At 66.1% G+C, this 17,829-nt stretch carries 14 protein-coding genes; 9 read left to right on the top strand and 5 right to left on the bottom strand.

Translation table 11 applies throughout. The features are described 5' to 3' along the window. Positions 1-45 precede the first annotated feature (45 nt). From OPIT5_05025 to OPIT5_05015, 3 genes are all read right to left on the bottom strand, one after another. Positions 46-1,551: a 6-phosphogluconate dehydrogenase gene (locus OPIT5_05025; GenBank protein ID AHF89687.1), complete on the bottom strand. Its 1,506-nt coding sequence runs from the start codon at positions 1,549-1,551 to the stop codon at positions 46-48. A gap of 151 nt (positions 1,552-1,702) precedes the next feature. Continuing rightward, on the bottom strand, positions 1,703-4,459 hold the full coding sequence (locus OPIT5_05020) for a 5-methyltetrahydrofolate--homocysteine methyltransferase (protein ID AHF89686.1): 2,757 nt from the start codon (positions 4,457-4,459) through the stop codon (positions 1,703-1,705). Positions 4,460-4,664: 205 nt separating this feature from the next. Next, complete coding sequence (locus tag OPIT5_05015; protein AHF89685.1) at positions 4,665-5,756, bottom strand: 5-methyltetrahydrofolate--homocysteine methyltransferase; 1,092 nt, start codon at positions 5,754-5,756, stop codon at positions 4,665-4,667. A 149-nt stretch (positions 5,757-5,905) separates the two neighbouring features. Here OPIT5_05015 and OPIT5_05010 point away from each other — a divergent pair, with 149 nt between their 5' ends. The 8 genes from OPIT5_05010 to OPIT5_04975 all read left to right on the top strand — a co-directional run bounded on the left by OPIT5_05010 (position 5,906) and on the right by OPIT5_04975 (position 13,835). Then, entirely contained in the window at positions 5,906-7,795 is a 1,890-nt protein-coding gene (locus OPIT5_05010; GenBank protein ID AHF89684.1) for a TonB-denpendent receptor, read from the top strand. Positions 7,796-7,825: 30 nt separating this feature from the next. Continuing rightward, positions 7,826-9,046, top strand: coding sequence for an ABC transporter substrate-binding protein (locus OPIT5_05005; GenBank protein ID AHF89683.1), 1,221 nt, complete (start codon positions 7,826-7,828; stop codon positions 9,044-9,046). Beyond that, entirely contained in the window at positions 9,033-10,016 is a 984-nt protein-coding gene (locus tag OPIT5_05000; protein AHF89682.1) for an ABC transporter permease, read from the top strand. Before OPIT5_05005 ends, OPIT5_05000 begins: the two co-directional genes overlap by 14 nt. Beyond that, positions 10,013-10,786, top strand: coding sequence for an ABC transporter (locus OPIT5_04995; protein AHF89681.1), 774 nt, complete (start codon positions 10,013-10,015; stop codon positions 10,784-10,786). The genes OPIT5_05000 and OPIT5_04995 overlap by 4 nt, the downstream gene beginning before the upstream one ends. Positions 10,787-10,805: 19 nt before the next feature. Continuing rightward, positions 10,806-11,414, top strand: a complete 609-nt coding sequence (locus OPIT5_04990) for a cob(I)yrinic acid a c-diamide adenosyltransferase (protein ID AHF89680.1) — start codon at positions 10,806-10,808, stop codon at positions 11,412-11,414. Between the two features lie 176 nt (positions 11,415-11,590). Continuing rightward, positions 11,591-12,424, top strand: coding sequence for an ABC transporter substrate-binding protein (locus OPIT5_04985; GenBank protein ID AHF89679.1), 834 nt, complete (start codon positions 11,591-11,593; stop codon positions 12,422-12,424). Between the two features lie 123 nt (positions 12,425-12,547). Beyond that, entirely contained in the window at positions 12,548-13,333 is a 786-nt protein-coding gene (locus OPIT5_04980) for a membrane protein (protein AHF89678.1), read from the top strand. A 34-nt stretch (positions 13,334-13,367) separates the two neighbouring features. Continuing rightward, positions 13,368-13,835, top strand: a complete 468-nt coding sequence (locus tag OPIT5_04975) for a hypothetical protein (GenBank protein ID AHF89677.1) — start codon at positions 13,368-13,370, stop codon at positions 13,833-13,835. A gap of 34 nt (positions 13,836-13,869) precedes the next feature. Here the strand turns inward: OPIT5_04975 and OPIT5_04970 are convergent, their stop codons facing one another. Beyond that, on the bottom strand, positions 13,870-16,434 hold the full coding sequence (locus OPIT5_04970; GenBank protein AHF89676.1) for a peptidase M16: 2,565 nt from the start codon (positions 16,432-16,434) through the stop codon (positions 13,870-13,872). 129 nt (positions 16,435-16,563) lie between these two features. Beyond that, on the bottom strand, positions 16,564-17,007 hold the full coding sequence (locus OPIT5_04965) for a hypothetical protein (protein ID AHF89675.1): 444 nt from the start codon (positions 17,005-17,007) through the stop codon (positions 16,564-16,566). Between the two features lie 169 nt (positions 17,008-17,176). Between OPIT5_04965 and OPIT5_04960 the strand changes: the two genes are divergently transcribed. Then, entirely contained in the window at positions 17,177-17,749 is a 573-nt protein-coding gene (locus OPIT5_04960; GenBank protein ID AHF89674.1) for a Fur family transcriptional regulator, read from the top strand. The last annotated feature ends 80 nt before the right edge of the window (positions 17,750-17,829 follow it).

The following is a 17,829-nucleotide window of genomic DNA, read 5'->3' as shown; positions in this document are numbered from 1 at the left end:
CCTGGCGAGGAAAATGCGGGCGGGCGGGCCGGCCCGCGGCTGCGCTCAGGCCTCGTATTGCGGGCGGTCGGGCTTGGGCCAGTCGATGTGGAAGAACTTGCCGCGCTTCACGTCGGTGCGCTCGTAGGTGTGCGCGCCGAAGTAGTCGCGCTGGGCCTGGAGCAGGTTGGCCGGGAGGCGTTCGGAGCGGTAGCCGTCGTAGTAGGCGAGCGCGGAGCTGAAGGTCGGCACGCTGATGCCGTTCTCCACCGCGAGGGCCACGACCTTGCGCCAGTTGGCCTGGGCCTTCTGGATCGTCTTGTTGAAGTACGGATCGAGGAGGAGATTCGCGAGCTTCGGGTCGCGGGCGTAGGCTTCGGTGATCTTCTGGAGGAAGGCGGCGCGGATGATGCAGCCGCCGCGCCAGATTTGCGCGATCTGGCCGAAGTTGAGCTTCCAGCCGTATTCCTTCTGCGCCTCGCGCATGAGCTGGAAGCCTTGCGCGTAGGAACAGATTTTCGAACTGTAGAGGGCGTCGTGGACGGCCTCGACGAGGGCTTTTTGCGTGCCGGAGAATTTTTTGGCCTTCGGGCCCTTGAGGATCTTCGAGGCGGCGACGCGCTCTTCCTTCACGGCGGAGAGGCAGCGGGCGAAGACGGACTCGGCAATCGTCGGGGCGGGCACGCCCATGTCGAGCGCGTTGACCGAGGTCCACTTGCCGGTGCCTTTCTGGCCGGCGGTGTCGAGGACGATGTCGACGAAGGGCTTTTTCGTGACGGGGTCCTTCTGCCTGAGGATGTCGGCGGTGATTTCGACGAGGAAGCTGTCGAGCGCGCCCTTGTTCCAGGTGGCGAAGATGTCGCCGATCTGCGGGGCCTTGAGGCCGAGAAGGCCTTTCAGCACGGCGTAGGCTTCACAGATCATCTGCATGTCGCCGTACTCGATGCCGTTGTGGACCATCTTGACGTAGTGGCCGGCGCCGTTCTCGCCGATGTACGTGGCGCAGGGCACGCCGCCCTTGACGGGTTTGCCGGGCGCGGCGCCGAGGAGGGGCTTGCCGGTCTTCTTGTCGACCTTGGCGGCGACGGCGTTCCAGATCGGGGCGAGTTCCTTGTAGGCGGCCTTGTCGCCGCCGGGCATGAGGGCGGGGCCGAAACGCGCGCCTTCCTCGCCGCCGGAGACGCCGGAACCGATGAAGCGGAGGCCCTTTTCCTTGAGCTGCTTCTCGCGGCGGATGGTGTCCGTCCAGAGAGCGTTGCCGCCGTCGATGATGATGTCGTCCTTTTCGAGAAGGGGGACGAGGCCGTCGATGACGGCATCGGTGGCTTTGCCGGCCTGCACGAGGATGATCATCTTGCGCGGGCGGGAGAGGGACTGGACAAACTCCTCGAGGGTTTTTGTCCCGACGAGACCGCCGGGGGTGTCGGGGTGTTCCGCGACGAATTTATCGGTCTTCTCGGTGGTGCGGTTGAAGACCGAGATCTGGAAGCCGTGATCGGCGATGTTGAGCGCGAGGTTTTGACCCATGACGGCCAGGCCGATGAGTCCGATGTCGGAGTGCGTTTTTGCCATAGATGGTAAGCGAAAGAGGAAGGAAGGGTTAGAAGGGCGGGCGAGGGAAACCAATCTGAAATTGTGCAGTCATTCTCATACGCGACCCGGAGGGGCCGGTTAGTTGACGGGCTGATGCGCGGCGGGCGTGGCATGCAAACGCGTGCGGGCGTCAGGCGGGGTCGTAGTCGAGGTACGGGCCGAGCCAGCGCTCGGCTTCGGCGAGCGGCATGGCCTTGCGTTTCGCGTAGTCCGCGACCTGGTCGCGGGCCAGTTTGCCGACGCCGAAGTATTTGGCCGCCGGGTGGTTGAAATACCAGCCGCTCACGGAGGAGGCGGGCGTCATCGCGCAGCTTTCGGTCAGGCTCACGCCGGTCGCCGCGGTGGCGTCGAGGAGGCGGAAGAGGACGGGTTTTTCGGTGTGGTCGGGGCACGCCGGATAACCGGGCGCGGGGCGGATGCCGCGGTAGCGTTCGCGGATCAGGTCCTCGGGCGTGAGGTTTTCCGCGCGGCCGTAGCCGCAGAGGTCGCGGGCGTGTTTGTGGAATTTTTCGGCCAGTGCTTCGGCGAAACGGTCGCCGAGGGCTTGCGTCATGATGGCGTTGTAGTCGTCGCCGGCTTTTTTGAACTCGGCGGCGAGTTTTTCCACGCCGTCGCCGGTCGTGACGGTGAAGCCGCCCATGTAGTCGAGGCGGCCTGACGGGTTGAGCGACGGATCTTTCGGGGCGACGAAGTCGGCGAGGCAGAGGTTGTGCTCGCCGGCGGGGCGCTCGAATTGCTGGCGGAGCTGGTGGAAGCGATCGAGGACGGTGGCGCGGGTTTCGTCGGTGTAGAGCTCGATGTCGTCGCCGTCGGCGTTGCAGGGCCAGAAGCCGATGACGGCGCGGGGGCGGAAGCGTTTTTCGGCGATGATGCGGGCGAGCAGGTTTTGCGCATCGTCGAAGAGCCGGGTCGCCTCGGCGCCGACGACGTCGTCGGTGAGGATCTGCGGGTAGCGGCCGTGGAGCTCCCACGCGCTGAAGAACGGTCCCCAGTCGATGAAGGGGACGATGTCGGCCAGCGGAATATCGGTGAAGGTGCGCGTGCCGAGGAATTCGGGGCGCGGGATGTCCACCGTGGTCCAGTCGGTCCGCAGGGCGCGGGCGCGGGCTTCGGCGAGGGGAAGGAGCGGTTTGCGGGCGCGACGGGCGGCGAAGTCGTCGCGTTGTTTTTGCTGCCTGGCGGTGACCTCGGCGAGCCAGGCGGGTTTTTGCTCGGGCGAGAGGAGGGCGCTGGCGACGTTGACGACGCGGGAAGCGTCGAGGACGTGGACGACGCCGGGCGCGTATTCGGGCGCGATCTTCACGGCGGTGTGCGCGGGGCTGGTGGTGGCGCCGCCGATGAGGAGCGGGATGGTGAAGTCGTTGCGTTTCATCTCGCGGGCCACGTGAACCATCTCGTCGAGCGAGGGGGTGATGAGGCCGGAGAGGCCGATGAGGTCGGCGCCGAGGCGGCGGGCTTCGGCCAGGATCTTGTCACACGGGACCATGACACCGAGGTCGTGGACTTCGTAGTTGTTGCAGGCGAGGACGACGCCGACGATGTTTTTGCCGATGTCGTGCACGTCGCCCTTGACCGTGGCCATGACGATGCGGCCCTGCGTGCGGGTGGCTTCGCCGGCGGCCCGGGCGCGCTTTTTTTCCTCCTCCATGAAAGGCGTGAGGTACGCGACGGAGCGCTTCATGACGCGGGCGCTCTTGACCACCTGCGGGAGAAACATCTTGCCGGCGCCGAAAAGATCGCCGACGACGCGCATGCCGTCCATGAGCGGGCCTTCGATGATGTCGAGGGGCCGCGGATACTTTGCCGAAGACCGGGCTTCCTCGGTGTCGGCCTCGATGTGGGCGTCGATGCCCTTGACGAGGGCATGGGCGAGGCGTTGTTCGACGGGGAGGGCGCGCCAGGTGTCCGCCGCGGGCGCGGCGGAGGGTCTGGCGTTCGGGGTCTGGAGTTTGGCGTTGTCGCGGGCGGCCTTGATTTCGTCGGCCAGGGCGATGAGGCGGTCGGTGGCGCCCGGGTCGCGGTTGAGGATGACGTCCTCGACGTGACGGCGGAGGTCGGGGTCGAGGTCGTCGTAGTTGCCGAGCATGCCGGCGTTGACGATGGCCATGTCGAGGCCGGCGCGGATGGCGTGGTAGAGGAAGACGGTGTGGATGGCCTCGCGGACGGGATTGTTGCCGCGGAAGGAAAAGGAAACGTTGGAGACGCCGCCGGAAACCTTGGCGCGCGGTAGTGTTTTTTTGATGACGCGCGTGGCTTCGAAAAAATCGACGGCGTAGTTGTTGTGCTCCTCGATGCCGGTGGCGACGGTGAGGATGTTGGGGTCGAAAATGATGTCCTCGGGCGGGAAACCGGCGTGTTGCGTGAGGAGGTGGTAAGCGCGGGTGCAGATGCGGACTTTTTCGTCGCGGGTGGCGGCCTGGCCCTGTTCGTCGAAGGCCATGACGACGGCGGCGGCGCCGTAGCGGCGGAGGAGGCGGGCGCGGCGAAGGAACTCGGCCTCGCCGTCCTTGAGCGAGATGGAGTTGACGATGCCCTTGCCTTGCAGGCACTGGAGGCCGGCTTCGAGGACGCTCCACTTGGAGGAGTCGATCATCACCGGGACGCGGGTGATGTCGGGCTCGGCGGCGATGAGGTTGAGGAACTTGACCATCGTGGCCTCGCCGTCGATGAGGGCCTCGTCGACGTTGACGTCGATGATGTTGGCGCCGTTGGCGACTTGCTGGTGGGCGATCTCGATGGCGGCGGCCCAGTCGCCGGTTTTGATCGCTTTGGCGAATTTGGGCGAGCCGGTGATGTTGGTGCGCTCGCCGACGAGCAGGAAGGTGGAGGCGGCGGAGGACGCAGACGAGGATTCGTCAGCGGAAGTGGTTTTGTTGGTGTCGGTCACGGTGGTCAGGTCGTGGCGGGTGTTTTTAACCGCGAATGGACGCGAATGGATACGGAAGACGGAAATGGGGAACCGCTAAAGAACGCTGAAGAACGCTAAAATCGAACCGGGAGAGGGGAGGGGGAGAGCTGGCACGGGAGTGGTCTGGCTTTAGCGGATTTTAGCGTTCTTTAGCGGTTAAAGGAATGAACCGGTTGGTTTGTTTTCAGGACAGGGTGAGTGGTTCCAGGCCGCTGAGGCGGAGGTCGGTGTGGCGCGGCGGTATCGGACGCGGGGGGAGGCCGCGGACGGCGTCGGCGATGGCCTTGATGTGCGCAGGCGTGGAACCGCAGCAGCCGCCGACCAGGTTGACAAGGCCGGCTTCGGCAAACTGGCGGAGGATGCGCGCCATGTCGGCGGGCGTCTCGTCGTAGCCGCCGAAGGCATTCGGGAGGCCGGCGTTGGGGTAGCAGGTGACGGGGCACTCGGCGAGGCGGGCCAGCTCCTCGACAAAGGGACGCATGCCCGCGCCGCCGAGCGCGCAGTTGATGCCGACACTGAAGGGTCGGGCGTGGCGGATGCTGTTGTAGAAGGCTTCGGGCGTCTGCCCGGAAAGGGTGCGGCCGGAAGCGTCGGTGATGGTCACGCTGATCATCACGGGGAGGCGCGTGCCGAGTTCGTCGAAAACGCCTTCGATGGCGAAGAGCGCGGCCTTGGCGTTGAGCGTGTCGAAGATGGTTTCGACGAGCAGGGCGTCGACACCGGCCGCAACGAGGGCGCGGACCTGTTCGGTGTAGGCGTCAACGACCTGCGCCCAGGTCACGGCGCGGTAATCGGGGCGGTTGACGTCGGGCGACATCGAGAGGGTGCGGTTGAGCGGACCGATGGCGCCGGCCACGAAACAGCGGCGGCCGGGCGTGGCGGCTTCGGCGGCGCGAGCGGCGCGCAGGGCGAGCGCGACGGCGGCGGTGTTGAGCTCGGTGACGAGCGGTTCGAGGTGGTAGTCGGCCTGCGAGATGCGGGTGGAGTTGAAGGTGTTGGTTTCGACGATGTCGGCCCCGGCAGCGAAATAGTCGGCATGGATCTTTTCGATGACGTCCGGGCGCGTGAGCACGAGGAGATCGTTGTTGCCCTGGAGATCGTGCGGATGACCGGCGAACCGGGCGCCGCGAAAGTCGGCTTCCTGGAGCTTCCACGTCTGCACCATCGAACCCATCGCGCCGTCGAGGATGGCGATGCGGGAGGCGAAGAGTTCGCGGAGCGCGGCGAAGGAGGGCGACCCGGCGGGCGGTGCGGCGGAAGTGGAAGCGGCGGACATGAGCGGTCAGGTGTTGGCGAAGAGCAGGGAGCAACCAAGCGAAAACTGCGACAGATGCAAATAAACATATCTGTAAATTTGGATATGATGATTTGTTTTCTGGAGCCGAGAGGGCTGTCTGGCGAAAGGACGCCAAAAAATGCGCCGGAATGAAGATTGTCGTCGGCAGCCAAATGTCATTTTTCGGCGGGATGAAATTTTGCATACCTCTGCCAAAATCAACGGGCAGCGTCGCTCTGGCGACGCTTGCGGCAGTCGCCGGCTCTGCCGCGACGGCAGCGGCCCAGACCGCGCCGGATCCGACGGTGCTCGAAGGGATTGTCGTCTCCGCGACGCGCACGCCGCAGGAGCTGAAAACGACGCCGAGCAGCGTGACGGTGCTGTCGCTGCCCGATATGGATACGGCCCAGATCACCGATCTGAAAACGGCGCTCGCGACGGCGCCAGGAGTGAGCGTGACCAACGTCGGATCGCCGGGCGCGATGTCGGAAGTGCGTATCCGGGGAGCGAACACGCACCAGACGCTTTTTATGGTGGACGGCATCCGGATGAATGACCGGACGGCGGGTTATTCGAATTTTCTGGGCGGCGCCGATCTGGCCGGCCTCGACCGGATCGAGATCCTGCGCGGCCCGCAAAGCACGCTCTATGGCAGCGCGGGCATGGGCGGTGTGATTGTCCTGGAAACGGCCCGCGGCGGACCGGGACCGGTCCGCGGCGTCGTGTCGGCCGGCGGCGGGTCGTTCGACACGTTTCAGGCATCGGCGGCGGCGAGCGGCTCGCAGGGGAAATTCAGCTACAGCGCGTCGATTTCGCGTTTCCAGACACAGAATGACCTGCCCTCAAACGATTTTGATGTGTGGGCCTACTCCACGCGCCTCGAAATGGCGGTGAATGACCGGGTGACCGTCGGCGCCACCTTCCGCGGCCAGGTGGCCGACTACGAGGAGACCGGCGGTTATCTCTATCCCTCGCCGGGCGAGAACAAGAATTACAGCCATCTTTTCACGGCTTACGCCGATGTGAAGGTGACGGATACCTTTCGCTCGCACCTCACGCTGGGCTGGCACCAGAGCGAAAACGAATGGACGGACAAATCGGGTTCCCCGTGGGCGGCAGACCTGAAGACGGTCAACACGCGGGAGATCCTCGACTGGCAGAACACCTGGCAGGCCGCTTCATGGCTGGAGCTGGTGGCGGGCATCAACTACGAAAACATGGATTACCGGGCTTCCCCGCTCGCCTACGACGACGAACTGGTCGCGGGCTACCTCTCGGCCACGGTCCGGCCGGTGGAAAACGTGTCGGTGACCGGCGGCTTGCGCTACGACGATTACGATTCGGTGGGCGATCACACGACGGGACGCATTGGCGTGGCCTGGTATGTGCCGCAGACGGACACGACGCTGCGCGCCACGTACGGGACGGGCTTCGTTGCCCCGAGCATGGCGGATCGTTACGGCGGCGCCTGGCAGCCGGCCAATCCCGACATCAAGCCGGAAAAGTCCAAAGGCTGGGACATCGGTTTCGACCAGGCCCTGTGGAAAAACCGGGTGGCGCTGAGCGCGACGTATTTCCGCAACGAATTCCGCGACATGTTCGGCTACGATCCCGTCACCTTCATGACCACGAACACCGAAAAGGCATTCGCCCAGGGTGTGGAGGTTGCCGTCGGCGCGAAGATCACCGACATCGTCCGCGCCCGCGTCGCCTGGACGTATCTCGATACCGAGGACAAGGCGACAGGCTGGCAGCTCGCCCGCCGTCCGCGGCACACGCTCGACGCGCAGATCACGGTGCAGCCGGTGGAGGCCTGGATCGTCGGCGTCGGCGGACGTTTTGTGGCTGACCGCACGGACGCGGGGAATGCCAGGATGGAGGACTATGCCACGATGCGGCTCTTCACGAGCTACGAAGTGCGCAAGGATCTTTTCCTGAAGGCGCGCATCGAGAACGTCTGCGACAAGTCGTACGAGGAAGCCGCCGGTTACCGGGCGCTGCCTTTCGGCGCTTACGGCAGCATTGAATGGCGGTTTTGATAAAAACCTGCCACGGTCCCGCCCGCTTTGATGACACCACGTTTCCATAAAACTGCGGGCGCGAATGCGCTGCGGGCCGGCTGGCTCGCAACGCTGGCGGTTTGCTGGCTCGCTTTTGCGGGGAGAGGGACGGCTGCGGTGGCCGCGACGGAAGGAGCGGGCGTCCCGCCCGCGCCACAAGCCGCAACGGTGCGTGTGGTGTCGCAAACCGTGGGTACGGACGAACTGCTGCTCGCCATTGCCGCGCCGGAGCAGGTGGCGGCGCTCAGCCACCTGGCGGGCGACGCGGCGTTTTCAGGCGTGGCGGACGAGGTGGCGAAAGCCGGCTACACGCTCATGTCGAAAAACGGCGACGCGGAATCCGTGCTCCGGTTTCGCCCCACGCTTGTCCTGTGCGCGGACTACAGTCGCGTGGAACTGGTCGAGCAGGTGCGGCGCAGCGGCGTGAAGGTGCTGGTTTTCGGGAAATACAAGACGCTCGACGATTCGTACGCGAACCTGCGCCTGCTCGCGCGCGAACTCGGGCCGGCGGCCGAAACCCGGGCGGAACAGGTGATCGCGGATTGCCAGGCGCGGGTGGCGGCGCTGCGCCAAAGGCTGGCGGGCGTGAAACCGGTGCGCGTGATCGCGCCTTCGACTTACGGCGTGATCCCGGGCCGCGACACGACGTTTCAGGATTTGTGCGACTACGCCGGAGGCGAAAATCTCGCGGCCACGCTCGGCGGCCTGCGCGGGCACGACGAACCGCCCGCCGAGAAAATGCTGACGTGGCCGGTCGACATGGTCGTGCTGCCCGGCGACACGGTCGAGGCCGCGCTGGCGCCCATTGTGAAACTGCCGCCGTACAAATTCATGGCGGCGGTGCGGATGAAGCGCGTGGCGCTGGTCGAGTCGTGGCAGCTCGGCTGCGTATCGCATTTGAGGGTACAGGGCTACGAGCGGCTGGCGCGCGGGCTGCACCCGGAGCGGTTTGCCGGCGAGGGAGAAACGGCGGTTTCCGTGGCGCGGGCTTTTTCTGCCAATCGCCCGCAACGTGGCCCGGGCATCCTGCCCGTGATTCCGGCTCCGGCGTGGCACGGGCTTCCAGCCCGTGATTCCGAAGTGGCGCGGGCGTCCCGCCCGCAAAGTGGCACGGGCATCTTGCCCGTGGACGACACGCAATGTCGCCTCCTGCCTCCCTGTTCTCTCCGCCTCCGCTATCCCCGAATCACGGGCAGGATGCCCGTGCCACTCGCCCATGCCTGCCGCTAGCTCCGCCACCGCCCGTTTCGCCTTCCCGGTCGCTCTCGCGCTGCTTGTCGTGCTGGCGGTGGTCTCGCTCGGCGTGGGTGATTTGCCGATGGGGCCGCGGCAGATTCTCGACGGCCTGCTGCGCCGCGACGAACTGGCGACGACCGTCCTCTGGCAGATGCGGTTGCCGCGGGTGGTCGTGGCCGTGCTGATCGGCGGGGCGCTGGCGGCGAGCGGCCTCGTCATGCAGGCCTATTTTCGCAACAGCCTCGCCAGTCCCGGGCTGCTCGGCGTGAGCAGCGGGGCGGCGGCGGGGGCGGTGGTGGCGCTCGGGCTCGGGCTGGCGGGCGCATCGTTGTTCATCGCTCCGCTGGCCGCGATCATCGGCGCCTCCGTCGCCACGGGAGCCGTGATCGTGCTGGCGCGGCGCGGCGCGAGCACGGAACGGCTGCTCCTGGCGGGCGTGGCGCTCAACGCCCTGCTCGGCGCGGTCACGAGCTACGTGCTCTCCAATTTCACGCTCACCTACGAGCGCAACGCGCAGATCATTTTCTGGCTGCTCGGCGGGCTGGAGGACCGGACGTGGGAACACGTGTGGATGGCGTCGCCGATCGTCCTCGGCGCGGCGCTGCTCTGGCCGCTGGGGCGCCCGATGGATCTGCTCAGCCTCGGTTCGACCGAGGCGCAGAGCCTGGGCGTGGACGTGCGGCGGCTGCGGCGGCAGTTGCTCGCGCTCTCGACCGTGCTCACGGCGCTGGCGACGGCGGTGGTCGGCACGGTCGGATTTGTCGGGCTGGTGGTGCCGCATCTGCTGCGCCTGCTGGTGGGGCCGGAGCACCGGCGGCTGGTGCCGCTCTCGCTGGTCGGCGGCGCGGCGTTCGTGCTGGCGTGCGATCTGCTCGGGCGGTTTGCGGGCAACCTGCGGCTCGGCATCGTCACGGCGTTCCTGGGCGGGCCGTTTTTTCTCTGGCTCTTGAGGAGGCGCGCATGAAAACCACGATGACAGACCCGGCGGCAACCAACGAGGCTCTCCGGCTCGACCGCGTTTCGGTCGCTGGCCGGTTGCGCGAGGTGTCGCTGGCGTTGCCGCGCGGCGAGCTGGTCGGGCTCGTCGGGCCGAACGGCTCGGGCAAATCCACGCTCATGCAGGTGGCGGCGGGTTTGCTGCCGCCGGACCCGGTTGTGGCACGGGCTGGAAGCCCGTGCCACGTGACGTGGAGCGGGCGTCCGCTGGACGACATCGCCGTGATGGAGCGCGGGCGGCTGACGTCGTGGGTGCCGCAGGAGGCGCGGTTCGAATTCGGTTTTACGGTCCGCTCGGTGGTGGCTCAGGGCCGCTATGCGCACGGCGACGATGACCGCGGCGTGGACGAGGCGCTGGAGCGGCTCGACCTCGTGGCGCTGGCCGACCGGCCCGTCAACCGGCTGTCGGGCGGCGAGCGGCAGCGCGTGCTTCTGGCGCGCGCGCTGGTGACGGGAGCGGCGTTGCACCTGTGGGACGAGCCGCTGGCGGCGCTCGATCCGCGGCACGCGCTCAAGGTGCAGGAACTCGCGCGCGAACTGGCGCGGGCCGGTCGCACGGTGATTTTTTCGCTGCACGACCTGCGCATGGCCTACCGGCTCGACCGCGTCGTGGTGCTGCACGAAGGCCGCCTCGCCGCCGCCGGGCTGCCGGCCGAAGTGCTCACGCCGCAAACGCTGCTCGATGTTTTCGGGGTGCGTTACCGGTTCGTCGAAAGCCTTGTGCTGGAGCTTCCCTGATCGAAAGATCCATATCGCCATGCCGACCATCAAACCCACCACCGACGAAAACGAACACCGCTCGCAGATGCAGGAACTGCAGGACGAGATGCACGCGAAAATCGCGGCCGCGAAGGAGAAACGCGATCTCGTCATCGTCAACACGGGCGACGGCAAAGGCAAGAGCACGGCGGCCTTCGGCATGCTCGCGCGCAACGTCGGCCACAAGCGCCGCAGCGTGGTCGTGCAGTTCATCAAGGCCGGCGACGCGGCCATCATGCGCGCACTGGCCGGGCCGTTCCTCGAATGGCACCGCTGCGGCGAGGGGTTTACGTGGGACACGCAAAACCGCGCCGCCGACATCGCCAGTTGTCGCGGCGGCTGGGAGGTGGCGCTCAGGGCGCTGCGCGACCCGGAGGTGAAATTTGTGGTGCTCGACGAGCTCAACATCGTCCTGCAATGCGACTACATGCCGGTGGCCGAGGTCATCGAAGGGCTGCGGTCGCGCGCGCCGGGCAAGCATGTGGTCATCACGGGCCGCGGAGCGCCGCCGGAACTGGTGGCGTTTGCCGACCTCGTCACGGAGATGAGGGAAATCAAGCACCCGTTCGCCGAAGGCGTGCAGGCGCAGCTCGGGGTGGAATTCTAGGCCTCGCTCGCGGATGACACCGGTAGCCGGAAGAATAACGGAGCGAGGGGAAGTTTGAAGTTGGCAGTTGGTTCCCGGCAATGCGAGCCCCCCCACACACCACCAACTCCTCCGCACTACGCACGTAACCAAATTCCAACTACTAACTTCAAACTACGAACTACGAACTACCACTCATGAAACGACGTGTACCCTGTGAGTTGCTTGGCCGGCGCGTGGAGCTGCCGGAGCGTCCGCAGCGGATCGTGAGCCTCGTGTCGTCGGCCACCGAAACGATTTTTGCGCTCGGTGCCGGGGGGCGCGTGGCGGGCGTGTCGGCGTACTGCCACCGTTACGTGGATACGTCGGGCGCGAAAGTGGCGGGCGACTACCTGCGGGTGGACGAGGAGGCGCTGCGCGGGCTGCAGCCCGATCTCGTGCTGGCGACGACGGGCGTGCAACTCGGCGTGGCGCGGCGGCTGGCGGCCGCGGGCTTTCCGGTGTTCGTGCTCCCGGTGCCATCGAGTTTTTATGCGATCCTCGACAACATCCGGCAAGTGGGCGGACTCGTCGGTGAACTGGCGGCGGCGCACGCGCTGACCCTCCGGCTGGAGGCGGAAGCGGAGGAGTTGCGCGCGGCAACGGCGAACGGCGGCAGGCGGCGGCCGCGGGTGCTGGCGGACCTGTGGTTCGGGCGGTTCGAGCGGTTCGCGGGCGGGATGACGTTCATTCACGACCTGATCGGGCTGGCGGGCGGTGAAAACGTCTTCGCGGCGCGCCCGGAGGCCTACCTGAAGCCCGACCTCGCGGAGGCGCGGGCGGCACGGCCGGAGGCGGTGATCGTGTTTTCGGAAGAGGACGACCATCCGGTGGACGTGCCGGCGCTGGTGCGCGAACGGGGATGGGAGACGCTGCGCGTCGTCGAATCGTGCATCCGGCGCGGCCGGATCGTGATTCACGACGGACCGTCTTTCATGGAGACGGCGCGCTGGCTGGCATCGGAATTGCGGCAGGGTAGGGAGGAAGGATGACCTTTTGCGTGTTGAAATGTTAATCTTGATCCCGCGCCGAAGTAATCCAGCTTCTGCCTTTCTTCTGATTTTGTGGTGTCGCCTGGCCACCGGCGCCGGTTTATCTATCGTATCGGAAAATTTATGACGACTTCACCGGTTTCTGAGGATGCGCAGCGCGAGATCACGCGGGTGTGCGTGCATGCCGCGCAGCTCCTGATGCAGCACGGCACGGAGAGCGCGCTGGTCGAATCGGCCTCGCGCCGGCTCGGTCTGGCGCTGGGCGTGGAAAGTGTGGAGGTGGCGGTCATGGCCAACGCGATCACGCTGACGACCCTGTGCGGGAAACGCTGCCAGACCACCGTCCGCCGCAACATCGATCGCGGCATCAACATGCACATGGCGGTCGGCGTGCAGCGGATCATGCTCGACGCCGAGGCGGGCGGGCTCGACGTGGCGGAAGTGGAGCGCCGGCTCGGCGCGCTGACGCCGTTTCACTACAACCGCTGGCTGGTCGTGGTCATGATCGGGCTGTCGTGCGCGGCGTTTGCCCGGCTGGCCCATGCGGACTGGAGCGGCTGCGCGCTGACGTTCGTGGCGAGCGCGGCGGCGATGGTGGCGCGTCAGCAACTGGCGGTGCTGCATTTCAACCCGGTAGTCAATTTTACGGTTGCGGCGTTTGTGGCCACGTCGATCGCGGCGCAGGGCCTGCTCCACGATCTCGGCACGAAGACGCCGCGGATCGCGATGGCCTCGAGCGTGCTGCTCTTCGTGCCCGGCATGCCGCTCATCAACGCGGTGTCGGACATGGTGAAGGGCTATATGAACACGGGGATCGCCCGCCTCGGTCTTGCCGTGCTGCTGTGCGTGGGCACATGCATCGGCATCCTGCTGGCGATGATGGTGTGGGGAGCGCGCGGATGGCTGTGAGGCGATGTGACGGGAAACCGGAGCGAAAAAACCGATGAATCTTTTACTGATTGTTCTCGAAAATGCGCTGATCGCCGCGGTGCCGGCGGTGGGTTTCGCGCTGCTGTTCAACGTGCCGCCGCGGGCGCTGGTTTACGTGGCGATGGGCGGAGCGTTCGCGCGCGGGTTGCGGACGTTTCTGGCGGAGGGCGGGCACATGCCGGTGGAATGGGCGACGCTGCTGGCGGTGTCGCTGCTGAGCATGATCGGCGTGTGGCTGGCGCAGCGGCTGCGCGCGCATCCGAAGGTGTTTACGGTGGCGGCCATCATCCCGATGATCCCGGGCGTGCCGGCGTACACGACGTTGCTGGCGATTGTGGAAATCAACCGCACGGGTTTCACGCAGGAGCTCTGGCAGACGGCGGTGACGAACGGCCTGAAGGCGCTCTTCCTCGTCGGTGCGCTGGCGGTGGGCCTGGCCATGCCGGGGCTGCTGTTTTACCGGCGCAAGCCGATCGTCTGAAATAGCCGGCGGGACGCCCGCGTCGCGTGCTCCGCTACGGGCGCACCACGAGGCGGACGCGCTGCTTTTGTTCGAAACGGCGGCGCGCGAAATCACGTAACAAATCTTTCGATACGCCGTCGATTTTCCGGTCGTAGTCCTCGAAGCGTTCGGGCGGGAGGCCGAAGAGGAGGTTGATGCCGTGCTGCATCGCCACGGAGGCGTTCGTTTGCAGCGACATCCTCCGGCCGGCTTTCAGGCGCGTGCGGCAGCGTTCGATTTCCCCGGCGCTGAATTTGCCGGCTTTGACGCGGGCGATCTCGGCATCGAACTCGGCAAGGACTTCGTCTTCCTTGCCGGGAGCCGTGCCGGCGTAGAGGCCAAACAGGCCCGCTTCCACGCCGACGATGCGCTGGGCGCGTACGAAATAGGCGAGGCCTTTTTCCTCCCGCACGCGTTCGAACAGGCGCGAGGACATGCCGCTGAACAGTTCGTCGGCGACCTCGCTCGTGATGTAGTCGGGATCGGTCAGCGCCGGTCCGGCAAAGGCGTCGAAGACCACGGCCTGCTCGCGAGGCCGGCGTTCCGTGAAGTTGCCGGGATGCGGGGGAGTCGTGAAGCGGGCGGGGCGTCGCGGAGTCGTGCCGCGCGGCAGTTTGCCCAGCAGGGTTTCGAGCCGGGGAGCGAGTCTGGCGGGGTCGAAGTCACCGGCGGCGACGAGCACGGTATTGGCGCCGGCGCGCAGGGCGTTCCAGAGCTTGCGGGCGTCGGCGGTCGAGGCGTCGCGGAGATGGGCGGCTTCGCCGTTGGCATCGACGGCGAGCGGATAGTCGCCGAAAAAATGGCGGCGAAGGAGCTTTCGCCCGACGGTCACGACATCGTCGGCGTCCTGCTGGAGGTCGGCGATCCGGGAATCGCGCTCGATGTCGAAGGTGGTGCGGGCGAAGGCCGGGCGGTAAATCGCATCGGCCAGCAGTTCGAGCGCGCGGGCGGAGTCGGCGGGAAGGACTTCGGCGGCGAGGCCGAAGCAGTTGTTGCCGGAGAAGGGATAAAAGGCGCCGCCGATTTCCTCGATGGCGCGGGCGACTTCGGCGGCGTCGCGTTTTTCGGTGTCGCGCGTGAGGAGCGTGGCGAGCAGGCCGGTGAGGCCGCGGCGGTTGGCGGGTTCGTGGAGCGGACCGCCTTCGCAGAGCAGGCGCAGGTGGAGATTGGGGAGGCGGCGGTTGGGCAGGAGCAGCAGGCGGGCGCCGTTGGCGAGAGTCACCGGCGCGGGCAGGGCGGGGGCGGGGCGGGTGTGAACGGCGGGCGCGGCGAGAGGGGCGGCGGCGCGGGGGCCGAGCGAGACGGTGGTCTCGCATCCGGCGGGCAGCCAGGTCTTGAGGACGCGGCGGAGGTCGGCGGTCGTGACCCGGCCGATCCGGTCGAACCAGGCGCGGCTGAAATGAAGATCGCCCGCGATGACTTCGGCGGCGCCGAGGCGGGCGGCCTGGCCGGACATGGTCTTGCGGGAGTTGATCTCGCTGACGACCACCTGGCGGACGGCCTTGCGCAGGCGCTCGACGGTGAGACCGGAGGTGAGCGCGCGGCGGAGTTCGGCGTGAACGGCGGCGGTGGCGGTGGCGCGGTTGCCGGCGTCGCAGGTGAAAAAGACGGAGAAGAGGCCGGTGTCGCCGGGGGCCCAGTTGCTGGCGTCGATGGTGTGGACGAGGCGTTTTTTCTCGCGGAGGGCCTGCCAGAGGAGGGAACTGTCGCCGTGGCCGAGGATCATCGCGAGGAGGTCGAGGACGGGCGAGTCGGGGTGGGTGAGGCCGGGCACGTGCCAGGCGAGGCCGGCCCGGGTGAGCTCGACGTCTTCGAACAGATCGAGCGAGCGCGGGGCGAGCTGCGCCGGTTCGCCGGCGACAGGGGAGGGGAGGAGGCGGCCGCGCGGAGCGACCCCGGCGCCGAAATGCTTTTCGACGAGGGCGAGGGAGGCGGCGGGATCGACGTCGCCGCACACGACGACAACGAGGTTGTTGGCCACGTAACGGCCGCGGTAATACGCGAGAAGATCGTCGCGGGTGAGGGTGGTGAAGACATCCTTGTATCCGATTATTGGATACCGACAGGGGTGTTCGCGGAAGGCGGTGTCGAAGAGCGCCTCGCCGAGGCGGCCGTCCATGTCGTCGCGCGTCATGGCGATTTCGCGGAGGATGACGTCGCGCTCGCGGGCGAATTCGTTTTCGGGGAGCGTGGAGTGCAGCACCATGTCGGCGAGCACGTCGAGGCCGGTGGCGATGTGGGCGGCGGGCAGGTCGGCGTAATAGACGGTGCGGTCGAAGGTGGTGTAGGCGTTGAGGTTCCCTCCGCAGGCCTGGACCTCCGCGGAGATGGCGCGCCCGGCGCGTCGCGCGGTGCCCTTGAAAAGCATGTGTTCGAGGAAGTGCGAGACGCCGCTGCCGAGGAGCGGGCCTTCATGGATGCTGCCGGTTTTTACCCAGACCTGCACGGAGGCGACGGGCGCGGAATCGTCGGCGAGGACGATGGCGGTGACGCCATTGGGGAGCACGGTGCGGTGCACCGGTTTGTTCCAGAAGGTTTCGAGCATCCGGCGGTCAGGCGCGGCAAGAAGGGAGAGCATGGGAAGGTGGGAGTGCGGAATGAAAATAGAAAAAGAGAGCCGGGCAGCCGGAAAGGATACGGCGGATAACGCTGGCGTGGCGGAGCGGTTTCGGGTCCGCATGCCGAAGCCCCGCGCTCCGCCTCTCCGTCACTTGCCTTCGGCCTTGAGTCGTTTGACGGGCTTCCGGGCGGCCTGGTGGCACCGCGGCAGGAAGGGTTTCACGAAGGCGTCGTCGAACTCGAAAACGCCGGAAAAATCTTCGCGACGATCGGCTTCGGTCTTGCTGAAGATATTGTAGTCAATCAGATTATACACGATCTCGCCAAAATCGTCGGAGCGGTGGATGCCCCATTCGTTAAGCACGGTCTTGGCCATGGGGCCGAAGCGGTCGAGGGCGAAGTCGCGCAGACCCTCGGAGAGCTCGCGACCCGAAACATGCAACGACCGGCGGGCGCGGGCGGCGTCCTGTTGCCTGATCTGCTTGACGGTCTGGTCAAGTCCTTCCCGGATAAAAGCATAGGCCTGCCTGGAATAGCGGCCATCTTCCTTGCGGATGAGTTCTATAACCTGATTGAAATCGAGAGCGGACATGAAGAATGGAATGTTGGAACGGAATATATTTGGCGCAACAGCGCAACCGTACTCGGAGCGTGTTTTTGGTTATGATTAACGAGCCGAATATGCGCCGCCGGATGGCAAAAAGAATATTTCCGATTTGTAATTCTGCCGGAGGGGGGGGTAAGGTGTTTACCTGACACAGATGATCGCCTCCACACAAACCAACCATCCACTGGCCAACGTTCGCGGTGTTCCCCCTGCCACCGGGAACCGACTGGAAGCGGCTTGCCAACGACTCAAGAAATCCGGCCTTCGTATTACCCAGCCTCGCATCGCTATTATCAATGTACTGATGCAGCATGAAGTCCCCGTCAGCATCGAGCAAATCTTCGAGGAGCTTAACCGCGATTCGTGCGATCTCGTGACGGTCTACCGTTGTCTGGGTGCATTCGAGGAAATCGGGCTGGTCAAGCGCAGCTTCTTCCACAACGGCACCAGCCTCTACCACCTGACGGATCGCACCGATACCGTGTATCATGTCGTCTGCAAGGAGACGAATGTCGTGACCGCACTCGACCCGGAAACAACAGCCGAGGTGAGCGGATTGCTCAAGAAGGTGGAAAAGACGCTCGAAGACCGTGGTTTCACGGATGTCACCCACATGCTCGAGTTTTTCGCGCGCGCGCCGCAGCCCGGCCACGGTCGCGAGACGGGCGCGGGTGTCACTCGCAACAGCCAGCCTGTAATCCCGGAAGCTTCCGCTTTCGATGTCTGATTCGTGAGGCAGGGTTTCCCGCTTCATTCATAATCGCGCCGGCTTCCGCAAGGAGCCGGCGCCTTGTTTGCCGCCTGTGT

This window comes from Opitutaceae bacterium TAV5 (assembly GCA_000242935.3).
Lineage (GTDB): Bacteria > Verrucomicrobiota > Verrucomicrobiia > Opitutales > Opitutaceae > Geminisphaera.
Note: the sequence above shows the minus strand (reverse complement) of the source record. Positions and strands in the feature narration are given on the sequence as shown.